Source organism: Streptomyces sp. NBC_00461, assembly GCF_036013935.1.
GTDB lineage: Bacteria > Actinomycetota > Actinomycetes > Streptomycetales > Streptomycetaceae > Streptomyces.
The window spans coordinates 1,404,418-1,419,868 of sequence record NZ_CP107902.1 but is presented as its reverse complement, the minus strand read 5'-3'; the positions used below and the strand labels follow the sequence as shown (position 1 = coordinate 1,419,868).

Genomic DNA, 15,451 nt, shown 5'->3' with positions numbered 1-15,451 from the left:
CGTATGTGGGGTGAAGAGGGGAATCTGAAGGCGGAGGCAAGCGAGCACGTGAGGGGAAGGGTCATGCCGGAACGTGTGCACTCGGCGCAGCCCCCGAGCCTGGCGACGATAGGGTTCGCGGCGGCGGGCGGCCGGATGAGCGTCACGGTGCGTGGCGAGCTCGACATCGGTGCCCAGTGGCTCCAGCCCGGGCTCCGCGACATCCTCGGCCGTTCGGCCACCGGGGTCGACCTGGATCTGAGCGCCGTCCGATTCTGCGACTGCGGCGGCCTCAACGTCCTGCTCGACCTGCGGCACCACGCCCTGGACCAGGGCAAGACGGTCGCCGTCCGGGCCTGCAGCCCGGTGGTCCGGCGGCTGCTCGACCTCACCGGCGTCGGGGAGCTGTTCACGCACTCCGGCCCGGACGGTCTCGACGCTCCGCCCCCCGCGGTCCTCGACGGCCGGAGCGGGCAGAGGGGCGTCGACCACGAACTGCGTACCGAGGTCGCCCAGCTGCGCCGGGCCATGCGGACCCGTCCGGCCATAGACGTGGCCCGCGGCATCCTGATGGCCTCCTTCAGCCTGAGCGCCGAGGCCGCCTGGACCGTGCTCGTCACGGCCTCCCAGAACACCAACACCAAGCTGCACCATCTCGCCCAGGACCTGATGGACACCGTCCACGGAACCCCGCTCCCGGAAGAGGTGCGGGAGCAGGTGGCGGCGGCCGTCGCCAAGGTGCAGGCGGCTCCGCCGATACCGCTCGACGGCGTGCCCGTGCCGGACGTCACGCCGGAGCCGGACGGTGCCCCGCCCCGCGCGTAGGGCTGTGACGAGGTGCGGGATGTGACGTTCCCGGCAGGCCTGTTCCCTCCGAGGCAAGCGACCGCTTAGTATGCGATGGACCCCGGTCAGACGACGCAGTCCCGTGGAGGCACCGCATGCAGGCATGGCAAGTGCACGAGAACGGCGAACCGAGCGAGGTGATGCGGCTCGACGAGGTGGAGCGGCCCACGCCCGGTGACGGCCAGGTGCTGCTGAAGGTGCGTGCCGCGAACATCAACTTCCCGGACGTGCTGATGTGCCGGGGCCACTACCAGGTCCGCCCGCCGCTGCCGTTCACACCGGGCGTGGAGATCTGCGGCGAGACCGAGGACGGCCGTCGGGTGATCGCCAACCCCGCGCTGCCGTACGGCGGTTTCGCCGAGTACGCCGTCGCGGATGCCGCCGCCCTGCTGCCCGCGCCCGACTCGCTGGACGACGCGGAGAGTGCCGCCCTGCACATCGGCTACCAGACGGGCTGGTTCGGTCTGCACCGGCGAGCCCACCTGGAAGCCGGCGAGACGCTGCTCGTCCACGCTGCCGCGGGAGGGGTCGGCAGCGCGGCCGTGCAGCTCGGCAAGGCCGCCGGGGCGCGGGTCATCGGTGTCGTCGGCGGTGCCGACAAGGCCGCCACGGCAAGGGAGCTGGGCTGCGACGTCGTCGTCGACCGCAAGAGTGAGGACGTGGTCGCGGCGGTCAAGGAGGCCACGGGCGGCCGCGGTGCGGATGTCATCTACGACCCCGTCGGCGGTGACGCTTACACCCAGTCCACCAAGGTCGTCGCCTTCGAGGGCCGGATCGTGGTCGTCGGCTTCGCGAGCGGCACCATCCCCAGCCCCGGGCTGAACCACGCCCTGGTGAAGAACTACTCCATCCTCGGCCTGCACTGGGGCCTGTACGGCACCAAGTACCCGAAGCTGATCCAGCACTGCCACGAGCAGCTCACGGAGCTTGCCGCCCGGGGTGCCATCAAGCCGCTGGTCAGCGAGCGCGTACCGCTTGCGGAGGCCGCGGCCGCCGTACAGCGGGTCGGCGACGGGGTGACGACGGGCCGGGTCGCCGTGCTGCCGTCCCTGTCGCTTCCGAACGGAGCCGCCTGATGACCGACGCAGCCGAACTGAGGCGCCGCACGGCCGAGTTGCTGTCCGCGTACCCGCCCGCCACCACCGACCGCCTGGACTTCCTCAAGGCCCGCTTCGACGCGGGTCTGGCATGGGTGCACTACCCCGAGGGCCTCGGCGGGCTGGGCGCCCCGCGCTCCCTCCAGGCCGTCGTGGACGCCGCGCTGGAGGCGGCCGAAGCCCCCGACAACGACGCGCGCCGCAACGGCATCGGACTCGGCATGGCCGCCCCGACCATCCTCAAGTACGGCACGCAGGAGCAGAAGCAGCGCTTTCTGCGGCCGCTGTGGATCGGCGAGGAGGTCTGGTGCCAGCTGTTCAGCGAGCCCGGCGCCGGCTCCGACCTCGCGGCACTCGGGACCCGGGCCGTCCGTGAGGGCGACGACTGGATCGTCAACGGGCAGAAGGTGTGGACGTCCGGCGCGCACAACTCCCGCTGGGCCATCCTCATCGCCCGCACCGACCCGGACGTGCCCAAGCACGCAGGCATCACCTACTTCGTCTGCGACATGACCGACCCCGGAGTCGAGGTCCGTCCGCTGCGCCAGATCACCGGTGAGGCCGAGTTCAACGAGGTCTTCCTCACCGACGTCCGCATCCCCGACTCCCACCGCCTCGGCGAGGTCGGCGACGGCTGGCGGGTCGCCCAGACCACGCTCAACAACGAACGCGTCGCCATCGGCGGCATGCGGCTGCCCCGCGAGGGCGGCATGATCGGCCCGGTCGCCAGGACCTGGCGCGAGCGGCCGGACCTGCGCACCGCCGACCTGCACCAGCGGCTGCTGAAGCTCTGGGTCGACGCCGAGGTCGCCCGGCTCACCGGCGAACGCCTGCGCCAGCAGCTCACCGTCGGCCAGCCCGGCCCCGAGGGTGCCGGCATGAAGCTCGCGTTCGCCCGCCTCAACCAGGAGATCAGCGGCCTGGAGGTCGAACTCCTGGGCGAGGAAGGCCTGTTGTACGACGACTGGACGATGCGCCGCCCCGAACTGGTGGACTTCACCGGCCGCGAGGCCGGCTACCGCTACCTCCGCTCGAAGGGCAACAGCATCGAGGGCGGGACCAGCGAGGTCCTGCTGAACATCGTCGCCGAGCGTGTCCTGGGCCTGCCCGCCGAGCCGCGCACCGACAAGGACGTCGCATGGAAGGACCTGACCCGATGACCACGCGGCGCACACAGCCCGACCTGCTGTACTCGGAGGAGCAAGAGGCGCTGCGGGACGCCGTCCGGGACCTGCTCGCCGACCACTGCGACGCGCCCGGCGTCATCGCACGCACCGAGTCCGACACCCCGCACGACCTCGCGGCCTGGAAGGCCCTCGCGGACGGCATGGGCCTGGCCGGCCTGCTGGTGCCCGAGGCCAAGGGCGGCCAGGGCGCCACGCACCGTGAAGTCGCCGTTGTCCTGGAGGAGTTGGGGCGCGCGGTCGCTCCCGTGCCGTATCTCACCAGCTCCGTCGTCGCCACCGAGGCCCTGCTGGCGTGCGAGGCCGACGACCTGCTGGCCGAGCTGGCGTCGGCACGGAAGATCGGCGCCCTCGCCGTCGCGCTGAACGTCGCTCCGGGCAGCGCCCACAAGGCCGTACGCGTCGAAGACGGCACCCTGCACGGGGAGTTGACCGGTATCGCGGACGCGGTGGTCGCCGATGTCCTGCTGGTGCCGGCCGAGGACGGCGGTCTGTACGCGGTCGACGCGGACGCGGTGACCGTCACCCCGCAGACCTCCTTCGACCTCACCCGGCCACTGGCGACCGTCACCCTCCACGGGGCGGGCGCCCGCCGGATCGGGGACGCCGAGCCCGCCGTACGACGCGCTCTGCGGGCCGGCGCCGGACTGCTCGCCTCCGAGCAACTCGGCCTCGCCCAGTGGGCGTTGACCGAGACGGTCCGCTATCTGAAGGAGCGCAAGCAGTTCAACCGACCCGTCGGCGGCTTCCAGGCGCTCAAGCACCGGCTCGCCCAGCTGTGGCTGGAGGTGGTCAACCTCCGCGCGGCCGCCCGCAACGCGGCCGACGCCCTGGCGGCCGACGAGGACGCCGACGTGGCGGTGGCCGTGGCCCAGGCGTACGCGGCGTCCGTCGCCGTCCACGCCGCCGAGGAGGCGCTGCAGTTGCACGCCGGCATCGGCATGACCTGGGAGCACCCCATCCACCTCTGCCTGAAGCGGGCCAAGGCCGACTCGATCGCCTACGGCACGGCCGGCACCCACCGCGCCGCCGTGGCCGAACTCGTCGACCTGCAAGCCCCCTGACATCACCCGGTATTCACCCGATGAAGCCCGCCCCACCTGGGGCGGGCCTTTTCGTGCGGCTACGCGGAAGGAGTGAACAAGCGGCGGCAGTCCGGCCAACTCCTGGCATGTACAGGTTCATTGGAGACCAATCCGTCTCATACTCCCTGTGGTTCCGACCCGCCCCACAGGGAGGCAGCACATGGCCCTCATCACCCGCCGCAGAGCCCTCACCGCCCTCGGCGCCGCCGCCGCGGTCGTGCTCCCCCCGCCCGCGGGCAGCGCGTTCGCCGAGGGGAACAAGCACAACCGCCGCCCGTTGTGGCGCGCCCACGCCCACAACGACTACGACCATCCGCGCCCCCTCTTCGACGCCCTCGACCACCGCTTCGGCAGCGTCGAGGCCGACATCTTCCTCGTCGGCGACCAGCTCCTCATCGCCCACGACCCCTCCCAGCTCGACCCGACACGCACCCTCGAATCCCTCTACCTCGACCCGCTGGCCGCCATCGTCAAGGCCAACCGCGGTTCCGTGTACCGGGGTTACCGGCGGCCGCTCCAGCTGCTCATCGACATCAAGACCGAGGGCTCGTCGACGTACCTCGAACTCGACCGCCACCTCCAGCGCTACCAGCACCTCTTCACGACCTGTGTCCACGGCCGTGTCCACCCCGGTGCCATCACCAACGTGATCTCCGGCGACCGTGCCGCCCGTACGCCGATGGAGGCCCAGACCGTACGGCGGGCCTTCTATGACGGCCGGCTCACCGACCTCGGCACCGCGGCGCCCGCCTCCTTCGTCCCGCTGATCAGCGACAACTGGCAGCTCAACTTCACCTGGCTCGGGGAGGGCACCTTCCCCGAAGCCGAGCGGCACAAGCTGCGCGGCATCATCCGCCAGGCGCACGCGCGCGGGCAGAAGGTGCGCTTCTGGAACACCCCTGACCTGGCCGGGCCCGCCCGCGACGCGTTGTGGGCCGAGCTGCTCGCCGCCGGTGTCGACTACTTCAACACCGACGACCTCGCCGGCCTGGAGGCGTTCCTGGACGCCCACCGGGCGGCGTAGAACCACACGTTCGGAGGACAGGTCAGCCGCCCGGACGAACCCTTCGCTACGCCACACTTGCGGCCGAACGCCGTGAACCGGACGTGACGGCGTAGCGGAGGAGTCTGACGATGGCGATTTCCATCTCTGTGGTGCTGCTGCTTCTGATCCTGGCGGTGATCTTCCTGCGCAACGGCGGCCTGAAGGTCTCCCACGCGCTGGTGTGCGCGCTGCTCGGCTTCTATCTCGCCGGTACGAACATCGCGCCCACCATTCACAGCGGTGTCACGGCCACGGCGGAGATCGTGAGCAGCCTCCGGCCGTGACGCTTGCGGCCGTCACGACGACATCGATGTGGAGAACACTCCGATGCCGTTGGGGACGGGGCGTTCCGGGTCGACGGACGGATGGTTCCGTACGGAGACCTTCGTCGCCCCCGGTGCGCGGGCGACCAGGGTCGAGGACCCGCCGCCGTCCAGACTGAAGGCGTCGACCGAGCCCAACGACCGCATGGCGGCGGCCACTTCGGCGATCGTCAGACCGGTGCGGTAGGCGGGAGCCCCGTCCAGCGCGAACAGGAACAGCCGCTTCCCGCCGTCCGCGATGCCGACGGCCGTGCGCACGGCCGACGTCGAGTTGTCCAGGCCGGCCTGCGGGTGTCCGCCCTTCAGCACCGGATAGCCGCCGAGCGCGAAGCTGTACGCGGTCCGGGAGGTGGCGGCCACCAGCCGGTGCGTCACCTTCACCGCCTCGCCCTTGAAGAACCTCCGCAGCTGCCGCGCGCCCGCCTCGCGGCCGACGAGCACCGTGGTTCCCGCGGCGATGGCGCCCTTGCCCGGAGTGGTGGACTCGGAGACGACCCGGTTGCCGCGGATCGTCACCTCGTAGGTTTTCGTGCTGCAGGCGGCGGCCCGGTCGGAGTCCGTGCCGCACGTGGCGCGGACCCGGGAGGCGCCGCCCCAGTCGGAGGTGAAGGCGCCGATCGAATTCACCGGCAGCGCGTACTGGTTCAGCCCGCCGAGCGGCAGCCGGCTCACCGGGGTGCGGATCGAACCGGCGAGCGCCAGGCGGTCCAGCCGCGCCTTGCGGTCGACGCCCACACCGATCACGTCACGGGTGGTGGCGCCGGGTGGCAGCGCCGGGCCGAAACGCTGCCCGTCGGGCACCGGGGCCTTGAGTACGTGCCCGTTGGCGATCGCCGGCCCGACGGTCGAGCCCGTCGCCTCGACACCCGGGTGCTGGGTCTCGGTGATGTTGAAGAAGTCGCCGTTGATGCCCCCGACGGCGCCCTGGGCGTCGGCGAGCTTGGAGACGGGGGCCCGCGCGGCCACGGCTCCCGGGTACAGCAGGCCCAGGCGTACGTGGCTGTTGCGCAGGTCGACGGTGAGCACATGGGCGCGGGTCGGCCCCTTGACGCCCTGGATGTCGTACTGCTTGTAGGTGACTCCCGGCGCGACGGCGGTGGCGCTCGGCACGCCGCTGGCCGGTGCCGCCCCCACCAGGGCCGCACCGGCCAGCGCGCCGAATGCCGTGAGAAACGCCAGTGCCGATCTTGCTGACGTCCGAACCGCTCTGTCGGATCTGACTGCTGCGAAACGCTTCTGACGATGCGTCACAGTTCCCCCTGAGGGATCGTCAACTGTCTCAGGTCTCAGGGGAAGTGCAGCAGATGCAGGGGGCTCGTGGGGTGGCTATGGGCCGACGACGCGAGAACGGGTGAGAAAACGCACCCCCTCGGGTGCTTCCAGCGAGAAACCGCTGCCCCGGCCCGCCACGACGTCCACGATCAGCCGGGTGTGGCTCCAGACCTCGTACTGGCTGCGCGACATCCAGAACGTCACCGGCTTCGCCACCCCCTCGACCTCCAGTTCCGCGAGCAGCACATCCGAGCCACCGGTGCGGAACTCGCCCTCCGGGTAGCACATGGGCGCACTGCCGTCGCAGCAGCCGCCCGACTGATGGAACATCAGCGGGCCGTGTGCCGCGTGCAGTCGGCGCAGCAGGTCGGCGGCCGCGGGGGTGAGTTCGACGCGCGGGGTCTCCTCGGACATGCGTCCAGAGCAGCACGGGCAAGGTTGCAAGAGGGTTGCACGGCGTCTCAGGCTTGTTTGAATAAATTAGTAATTAATATTGACAGGGTTTCGGCCACCGGCCACAGTCGTCGCCGTGACGACTTCACCCCTGCATGGATGGGCCACGACCGTCGCGATCGCGACCGTTCTCGCCGTGACCGCCACCCCCGCCGTCGCGGCACAGGGCGCCGAGGACCAGGGCGCCCCCGCGTACTACGACAGCGGCCGGGCACCGACGCCCTACATGGGCTGGAACACCTACTACGGGCTCGGCGCCCCCACCGAGAAGGAGGTGCGCGCGGTCGCCGACAAGCTGGTCGGCAGCGGTCTGCGCGACAGCGGATACGACATCGTGTGGCTCGACGGCGGCTGGCAGGCCGACAACCCCCGTGATGCGCAAGGGCAGTTGGTGGCCAACCCCGACCGCTTCCCCTCCGGCATCCCGGCTCTCGTCTCCTACCTGCACAAACGCGGACTGCGGGCGGGCATCTACACCGATGCCGGCACCTATGACGGAGGCAGGAGCTGCGGCCTCGGCAGCCGCGGGTACTACGACCAGGACGCGCGCCGGTTCGCGGACTGGAAGGTCGACGCGATCAAGGTCGACTTCCTGTGCGGTATCGGCGCGAAACTCGATCCGGGCCCGGCGTTCAAGGAGTTCAGCGACGCGGTCGCCAAGTCCGGCCGCACGATGCTGCTGAACCTCTGCAACCCGCTCACCGACGACTGGGGCCTGCCGCACACCCCCGAGCAGGACGCGCACAACACCTACGTCTACGCCCCGACGATCGCCGACTCCTGGCGCACCGGCACCGACATCGCCTGGGGCACCCCGAGCCCCGGCCAGTGGCCCAACATCCTGCGCAACATGGACGCCAACGCCTGGCACCCCGAGGCACAGGGCCCCGGCCACTACAACGACCCGGACTACCTCATCCCGATGCGGAAGATGACCGACGGGTCGTACGAGCTCACTCAGGAGGAGTCCACCAGCCAGTTCGTGATGTGGGCCGAGATGGGCTCGCCGCTGATGCTGGGCTCCGACCCGCGCAACCTCTCCGACTCGATGCTCAGGACGCTCCGCAACCCGGAGATCATCGCCGTCGACCAGGACCCGCTCGCCGTCCAGGGCGTACGGGTGGCTTCCGACTCGGCCGGCGACGTGTACAGCAAGGTCCTTGAGGGGCACGGGCAGCGCGCGGTCGTCCTGCTCAACCGCTCCGACCAGCCCGCCCAGCGCACCGTGCAGTTCGCCGACGCCGGCCTCGGCGGGCCCGTGCAGGTCCGCGACCTGCGGGCGCGCGCCGACCGGGGCACGCACACGGGGTCGTACGCCGTGGAGGTCCCCGCGCACGGCACCGCGTTCCTCAAGCTGGCCGGTACCGACGCCCTGCCCGGCACGAACCTGGGCGGGAAGGCCACGGCGAGCCCGGCCGTCGTGCGCGACGGCGACCGGCTGACCACGTTCTTCCGGGGCCCGCACGGCTCACTAGTCCAGCAGGCCGACGGGGAGACGAAGGACCTCGGTGGTCCCGCGCAGGGCAGGATGCTGGGCCAGCCCGCTGCGTACGCCTCCGCCGGCGGCCGCATCGACGTCTTCGTGCGCGGCGCCGACAACCGGGCATACCGGCGGGTCCACACCGGCGGCCACTGGGGTCAATGGCAGGGCGTGGGCGGGCAGTTGACCGATGCGCCGTCCGTGGCCTTCACCGACCCGGCGCACTGGACGCTGTTCGCGCGCGGAGCCGACGTGCGGATCGTGCAGCGCGGGCCGGCCTCCGGCTGGTCGTCGCTGGGCGCGCCCGGTGACCGGCCGACGTACGGCCGTCCGGCCGCGGTCGTCGATGCGCAGGGCCGCGTCCATGTCGCCGTACGCACGGCTGCCGACGACGTGTGGACCCGGTCGCGGGGCACGTCGGGGGAGTGGTCGGCGTGGACCTCGCTCGGCGGGACCGTCAGCGGCAGCCCGACGCTGGTCGCCGTCGGGGACGCGGTGGTGCTGTACGCGCGTGCCGCGGACTACACGCTCTGGCAGCAGCGGTACGCCGACGGTGCATGGCAGGGGTGGAGCAAACGGCAGGAGTTCCCGAGCGCCGCGTTCGACGGCGCGCTCGGCGCGGTCGCCGGAGCGGACGGAGCCGTGGACGCGGTGTTCCGCGGTGTCGACGGCTATGTGCACCGGACCCAATTCAAATAAATTAGGAATCAATCATGGCCAACCTTCAGCCCAGCCGACGCCGGCTGCTCGCCGGACTCGGTGCCGCCGGGACAGCGGCACTGCTCAGCGGCTGTGTCACCTCGACCTCCTCCGGCAAGAGCTCCTCCAAGGGCGATGTGACCCTGCAGTCCAACCTCTCCGCCCCGCAGGCGAAGACCGCGATGGAGGACATCGTCGCGGCGTACGGCAAGAAGGGCTCCCGGCACGCGAGCCTCAACACGGTCGCCGCGGAGACCTTCCGCACCCAGCTGCCGACGTATCTGACCTCGGCCAACCCGCCGGACGTGTACACCTGGTACCCCGGCTCGGTGGCGAACGCCTACGCCAGGAAGAACCTGCTGCTCGACCTCGACGAGGTGTGGAACTCCTCGCCCGACCTCAAGCGCTACTCCAAGGCGCAGAACCGCCTGTGCACCTCCAGCGCCGGCAAGAAGGTCTTCGTACCCGCCACCTACTACTGGTGGGGCATGTTCTACCGGAAGTCCCACTTCGCCAAGTGGGGCGTGCGCGAACTCCCCAAGAGCTGGGACGACTTCCTCGACCTGTGCGACAAGCTCAAGTCCAAGGGCGTCGCCCCGATCGGGCTCGGCGCCGGCGGCAACACCCCCTGGGTGGCCTCGGCCTGGTTCGACTACCTCGACATCCGGATCAACGGCGCCCAGTACCACCGTGAACTCCTCGCCGGGAAGCACAGGTTCGACGACCCCGAGGTGCGCAAGGTCTTCGACCGCTGGCAGGAGGTGCTGCCCTACTTCGACCCGAACGGCGTCGCCATCCCCTTCCAGGACGCCACGACTGCCTTGTTGAACGGCCACACCGGGATGATGCTCATCGGCACCTTCTTCGCCGACGCGGCACCCAAGAGCGCCCTGGACGACATCGACTTCTTCCGCTTCCCGATCGTCGACTCCAAGGTCCCGCTCGCCGAAGAGGCCCCCGTGGACGGCTACTTCGCCAGCGCCCGCACCGGCCGCCGCGAGCAGGTCCTCGACCTGATGAGCTACCTCGCCACCGCCGAGGCCCAGGAGACCTACATCAAGGGTTCGTCCGGGACCGTGCTGCCCTGTAATCCGGACGCCAAGGACGCCGGGACCGCGCTGGTGAAGAAGGGCCGCGCGCACGTCGACTCGGCCGCCGAGATCACCCAGTTCTTCAACCGGGACTCCAGCGACGCCCTCCAGCCCACCGCGGACACCGCGCTGACCAAGTTCCTGGCCAAGCCCAAGTCGATCGGCTCCATCCTGACCGACTGGCAGCGCGACGCCGAGAAGATCTGGAACGCCTGAGATGGCCGTCCTGACCGCCCCTCACCCCAAGCCCCCGGTCCCGACGCCGTCCCGTGGCGGTCGGGCCCGGAGCCCCCGGCGCACCCCGCCCCTGGTCCTGGCCTTCGTCCTGATCCCGCTCCTCGCCGAGTCCGTGTGGGTCTTCTGGCCCGCCCTGCAGGGCTTCTACCTGGCCCTCACCAAGTGGGACGGCGTCTCGGCGCCCCAGTTCATCGGGCTGGACAACTTCAGGGAGATGGCCCACGACGACGTCTTCCGCAGCGCGGCCGTCCACACCGTGCTGTGGCTCGTCCTCTTCGGCGGCCTGTCCGCCCTGCTCGGCCTGGCCGCGGCGCTGCTGCTCCAGCAGGAGCGGCGCGGCGTCGGCTTCTACCGGGCCGCCCTGTTCCTGCCCGTCGTCTTCTCGCTGGTGGCCACCGCCCTGGTCTGGCAGGCGATCTACCAGCCCGACGGCGTCCTCGACCAACTCCTCGCGTCGGTCGGCCTGGACAGCCTCCGCCACGCCTGGCTCGCCGACCAGGACACCGCCCTGTACGCGGTGATCGTGCCCGCGCTGTGGCGGCAGATCGGCTATGTGATGGTCCTGTACCTGGCCGGTCTGAAGGGCATCGACCCCGCCCTGTACGAGGCCGCCAAGGTCGACGGCGCCGGCGCCTGGCAGCGCTTCCGGCACGTCACCCTGCCCCAGCTCCGCAGCGTCAACGCGGTCGTTCTGTCCGTCATCGTCATCGACTCGCTGCGCTCCTTCGACGTCGTGTGGTCACTGACCCGCGGCGGCCCCTACCACTCGTCCGAGCTGCTGAGCACGTACATGTACTCCACCGCCTTCCAGTCCCTCCGACTCGGCTACGGCTCCGCCCTGGCCGTCGTCATCTTCGTCCTGGCCTTCGGCGTCATCGCCTCCTACCTCGTCCGCGCCTTCCGGGAGGCCGACTGATGTCCGCCAACTCCACGGCAGTGCGGCGCAAGCGGGCCGCGACCGCCGGATTCCACCTGGGCGCCGGTGCGCTGGCCGTCCTGTGGCTGCTGCCCATCGCACTCGTCGTGGTGACCAGCCTGCGCTCCTTCGACGACATCGCCGCGCACGGACTGGGCAGTTGGCCGCACTCCTTCACACTCGGCAACTTCCGCCAGGCCTGGGTCGACGGGGGCCAGCAGCGCGCCCTGATCAACAGCCTGCTCGTCACCGTGCCCTGCGTCCTGGTGACCCTCGCCCTGGCCGCCATGGCGGCGTTCTCCCTCAGCCGCTACGAACTCCCCTTTCGCCGCGCCCTGTTGCTCCTCATGCTCGGCGGCAACCTGCTCCCGCCGCAGATCCTGCTCATCCCGGTCTCCAAGCTCAGCGAGATGATGGGCGTCTACGACACCCTGCCCGCGCTCATCGGCGTGCAGATCGGCTTCGGAGTCGGCTTCTACGTCTTCGTCCTGCACGGCTTCATGCGCGGGATCCCGGCCGAGATCCAGCAGGCCGCGGTCGTCGACGGCGCCGGACCCTGGCAGATCTTCTGGCGGATCATCCTCCCGCTGACCCGACCCGCGCTGGCCGCCCTCAGCGCCCTGTCCTTCACCTGGATCTTCAACGACCTGCTCTGGGCGATCACCGTCCTGCGCAGCGACACCAAGATGCCGATCACGGCCGCTCTCATCGGACTTCAGGGGCAGTACGTGTCGATGTGGAACGTGATCGCCGCCGGTTCCGTCATCGCCGCCGCGCCCACGGTCGCCGTCTTCCTGCGCTTCCAGCGGCACTTCGTGGCCGGCCTCAACCTGGGAGCGGTCAAGTGACGTACCAGCGCTGGACCTTGCGCACCGGGCACACCAGCTACACGGTGCGCCTGTCCCCGGACGGCCCGTGGGCGGAACTCGACGCCTGGGGCCCGCCCGGTGTCGAGCACGGCCCCTCCGCCCTCGACCGGTCCAGGCGCACCCACTTCATCACGCCCGCCGACGCGGCACCGGCCGAGTACCTGCCGTACGGACTGCGGCCGTTCACCGGAGCCGAGCTGGTGGCGGCACGTCCGGGCGAGGAGCGGGGCGTGTGGTGGGAGTTCGACGGCGCGGAGGAGGATGAGGGGACGCTGCGGCTGGCCTTCGCCGATGACGTGCTCGGCCTGCGTACGGTCCTCTGCTACGCGACCGTGCCGGGCACGGACGTGATCCTCCGCTGGACCGAGCACACCGGCACGGAGGAACTGCGACTTGAGCGGTTCGACTCCGGCGCCGTGAACATCCCGGTGACCGGCGCGGCTCGGCTGACATATCTCTCCGGGCAGTGGTCGCAGGAGTTCCAGCGCACTCGACTCGACCTGAACCGGGGGACGTTCACCATCGGCAGCCACCAGGGCGCGCCCGGCCACGCGTACGCGCCCTGGCTCGCCGTGCAGGACGGCGAGGCGGCAGCCACGTACGGCATCGCGCTCGAATGGCCGGGCAACTGGCACATCACCGCGGAGGCCGAACCGGGCGGCTCGGTGCGCGTGCGCGCGGGACGGATCCCGCACGAAGGGGCGGTCGTCCTCGCGCCGGGACGGACGCTCACCACCCCCCGCCTCGCCTGCGCCTTCAGCCCGGACGGACTCGACGGCCTCTCCCGCGTCTGGCACCGCTACGAACGCCACCTCGCCGGCGACCGGCTGCACCGCCCCCGCAGGGTGCTCTACAACTCCTGGGAGGCCACCGGCTTCGATGTCGAGGCCGCCGGGCAACTGGAACTGGCGAAGTCGGCCGCCGACATCGGGGCGGAACTGTTCGTCGTGGACGACGGCTGGTTCACCGGGCGGACCGACGACACCGGAGGCCTCGGCGACTGGTACCCGGATCCGGCGGCCTTCCCCCGGGGTTTCGGTCAATTCGTCGAGGACGTAAGGGCGTTGGGCCTGGACTTCGGCCTGTGGGTCGAGCCGGAAGCCGTCAGTCCCACGAGCCGTCTGTACACCGCGCACCCCGAGTGGGTCTACCGCATCGACGGCCGCCCCGCCCGTCTGGTCCGCAACCAACTGCTCCTGGACCTGGGCCGCACCGACGTCCAGGACTTCGTCGTCACCACGCTCGACCGCCTGCTGACCGAGTACGACATCAGCTACCTCAAGTGGGACATGAACCGGCCGCCCACCGAGCGCGGCCGCCCCGGCGCCGGACCCGCCGACCGCCTCGACCTCGACGCCGGGCACGTCGCCGGATACCTGCGCGTCCTCGACCACCTGCGCACCGCCCACCCCGACGTCACCGTCGAGGGCTGCGCGGGCGGAGGCGGACGGACCGACCATGCGACCCTCGCCCGCACCGACGTCGTGTGGCCCAGCGACAACACCGCCCCGCTGGACCGGCTCCGGGTCCAGTACGGCTTCCTGCACGCGCACGCCCCGCACGTCATGAGTTCCTGGGTCAGCGACGCCCCCGGCGTCTTCGACCCGCGCCCGCGCAGTCTCGCCTTCCGCTTCGTCAACGCCATGTGCGGGGTGCTCGGCGTGGGCGCCGACCTGCGAGCCTGGACACCTCAGCAGCGGGCCGAGGCCGCGCGGTGGATCGCCCGGTACAAGGAGGTGCGGGACGTCGTCCACCACGGAGAGGCCCGGCTCCTGGGTACCCCGGAGGACAGCACCTGCGGGGTGCAGTACGACGCCGGCGAGCGCACGGTCGTCGCCGCGCTCGGCACCGGACGCCTCGACGGCGCCCCGCTGATGCCCGGCCGCCCCGACCGGCTCCGGCTGCGGGGACTGGACCCGGCGGCGCGCTACCGGGACACGGTGACCGGGACGCCGTACAGCGGGGCTCATCTGCTCCACTACGGGCTGCCCTTCACCTGGAGCGCCGAGTACGACGCCGACCTCGTCGTGCTGACACGTGAGTGATCCCCTTATGTTTCGGACAAGCCCTTTCTCGTGAAGGAGTCGAACCCCACGATGGACCAGCCCGCACGACGGCACGGCGCCCGCTTCACCGGCCGCACGGCCGTGGTCACCGGAGCGGCCTCCGGCATCGGAGCCGCGACCGCCGCACGCCTCGCCGAGGAGGGAGCCGCCGTCGTGCTCACCGACGTCGCCGCGGAGCAGGGCGAGGCCGTGGCGGAGCGGATCGGCAAGGACGGTGGCCGGGCCCGGTTCGTGGCCGCCGATGTCGCGGTCGAGGAGGACTGGGCGCGGGTCGTCGTCGCCGCGCACGCCTTCGGGCCCGTGGACGTCCTCGTCAGCAACGCCTTCACGGTCGACGTCACGCCCGCGCACGAGATGTCACTACCGTCCTGGCAGCGGCAGCTCGACGTGAACCTGACCGGCAGCTTCCTCGGATTCCGCGCGCTGCTGCCCGATCTGCGGGCCCGCCGCGGGACGGCGGTCCTGACCTCGTCCGTCCACGCCCACAAGGGCATTCCCGGGCATCCTGCCTACGCCGCCTCCAAAGGCGCCCTGCTCTCCCTGTGCGGGCAGCTCGCCGTCGAGTACGGGCCCGACGTCCGCGTCAACGCGGTCGTACCGGGGCCGATCCTGACCGCGGCCTGGGACCGGGTGCCGCCCGAGGAGCGGGAGCGCAGTGTCGCCGAGACGGCCGCACGCCGCTTCGGCACCCCCGAGGAGGTCGCCGCGGCCATCGCCTTCCTCGCCGCCGACGAGGCCTCCTACGTCACCGGCACCAGTCTCGTCGTGGACGGCGGCTGGAGCGTCGTGAAGGCCTCCGCATGACCGCG

The 15,451-nt window shown here is 71.1% G+C and carries 14 protein-coding genes; 12 read left to right on the top strand and 2 right to left on the bottom strand.

The window, feature by feature from the left end; genetic code table 11:
• The first annotated feature begins 63 nt into the window (after positions 1–63).
• The 6 genes from OG870_RS06925 (at position 64) to OG870_RS06900 (ending at position 5,520) form a co-directional block, all read left to right on the top strand.
• Positions 64–804, top strand: a complete 741-nt coding sequence (locus OG870_RS06925; protein ID WP_327690759.1) for an ANTAR domain-containing protein — start codon at positions 64–66, stop codon at positions 802–804.
• A 116-nt stretch (positions 805–920) separates the two neighbouring features.
• On the top strand, positions 921–1,901 hold the full coding sequence (locus OG870_RS06920; protein ID WP_327690758.1) for an NADPH:quinone oxidoreductase family protein: 981 nt from the start codon (positions 921–923) through the stop codon (positions 1,899–1,901).
• Positions 1,901–3,082 carry an acyl-CoA dehydrogenase family protein gene (locus OG870_RS06915; protein ID WP_266527400.1) on the top strand — a complete coding sequence of 394 codons (1,182 nt, stop codon included), beginning with the start codon at positions 1,901–1,903 and terminating at the stop codon, positions 3,080–3,082. The genes OG870_RS06920 and OG870_RS06915 overlap by 1 nt, the downstream gene beginning before the upstream one ends.
• The gene (locus OG870_RS06910) at positions 3,079–4,170 is read left to right on the top strand and encodes an acyl-CoA dehydrogenase family protein (protein ID WP_266527397.1); all 1,092 of its coding nucleotides are present in this window, start codon (positions 3,079–3,081) and stop codon (positions 4,168–4,170) included. Before OG870_RS06915 ends, OG870_RS06910 begins: the two co-directional genes overlap by 4 nt.
• A 181-nt stretch (positions 4,171–4,351) precedes the next feature.
• Positions 4,352–5,215 (top strand): phosphatidylinositol-specific phospholipase C/glycerophosphodiester phosphodiesterase family protein, encoded by an 864-nt coding sequence (locus OG870_RS06905; protein WP_266586324.1) that lies wholly within the window; start codon positions 4,352–4,354, stop codon positions 5,213–5,215.
• A 110-nt stretch (positions 5,216–5,325) separates the two neighbouring features.
• Entirely contained in the window at positions 5,326–5,520 is a 195-nt protein-coding gene (locus OG870_RS06900) for a hypothetical protein (RefSeq protein ID WP_266527391.1), read from the top strand.
• Positions 5,521–5,532: 12 nt separating this feature from the next.
• Here the strand turns inward: OG870_RS06900 and OG870_RS06895 are convergent, their stop codons facing one another.
• Complete coding sequence (locus OG870_RS06895) at positions 5,533–6,693, bottom strand: phosphodiester glycosidase family protein (RefSeq protein ID WP_266586326.1); 1,161 nt, start codon at positions 6,691–6,693, stop codon at positions 5,533–5,535.
• Positions 6,694–6,885: 192 nt separating this feature from the next.
• Positions 6,886–7,245 carry a DUF779 domain-containing protein gene (locus OG870_RS06890; protein WP_266527387.1) on the bottom strand — a complete coding sequence of 120 codons (360 nt, stop codon included), beginning with the start codon at positions 7,243–7,245 and terminating at the stop codon, positions 6,886–6,888.
• A gap of 115 nt (positions 7,246–7,360) precedes the next feature.
• On the opposite strand from OG870_RS06890, the gene OG870_RS06885 reads away from it, so the two are divergent.
• From OG870_RS06885 to OG870_RS06860, 6 genes are read left to right on the top strand one after another with little or no spacing between them, the layout of a single operon-like run.
• Positions 7,361–9,463, top strand: a complete 2,103-nt coding sequence (locus tag OG870_RS06885; RefSeq protein WP_327690757.1) for a glycoside hydrolase family 27 protein — start codon at positions 7,361–7,363, stop codon at positions 9,461–9,463.
• 14 nt (positions 9,464–9,477) lie between these two features.
• Positions 9,478–10,770 carry an ABC transporter substrate-binding protein gene (locus OG870_RS06880; protein WP_266841590.1) on the top strand — a complete coding sequence of 431 codons (1,293 nt, stop codon included), beginning with the start codon at positions 9,478–9,480 and terminating at the stop codon, positions 10,768–10,770.
• 1 nt (position 10,771) lies between these two features.
• Positions 10,772–11,707, top strand: coding sequence for a carbohydrate ABC transporter permease (locus OG870_RS06875; protein WP_266586332.1), 936 nt, complete (start codon positions 10,772–10,774; stop codon positions 11,705–11,707).
• Positions 11,707–12,555, top strand: coding sequence for a carbohydrate ABC transporter permease (locus tag OG870_RS06870; protein WP_266527375.1), 849 nt, complete (start codon positions 11,707–11,709; stop codon positions 12,553–12,555). Before OG870_RS06875 ends, OG870_RS06870 begins: the two co-directional genes overlap by 1 nt.
• Entirely contained in the window at positions 12,552–14,621 is a 2,070-nt protein-coding gene (locus OG870_RS06865) for an alpha-galactosidase (protein WP_266586334.1), read from the top strand. Before OG870_RS06870 ends, OG870_RS06865 begins: the two co-directional genes overlap by 4 nt.
• 51 nt (positions 14,622–14,672) lie before the next feature.
• Positions 14,673–15,446, top strand: a complete 774-nt coding sequence (locus tag OG870_RS06860) for an SDR family NAD(P)-dependent oxidoreductase (protein ID WP_266527369.1) — start codon at positions 14,673–14,675, stop codon at positions 15,444–15,446.
• The last annotated feature ends 5 nt before the right edge of the window (positions 15,447–15,451 follow it).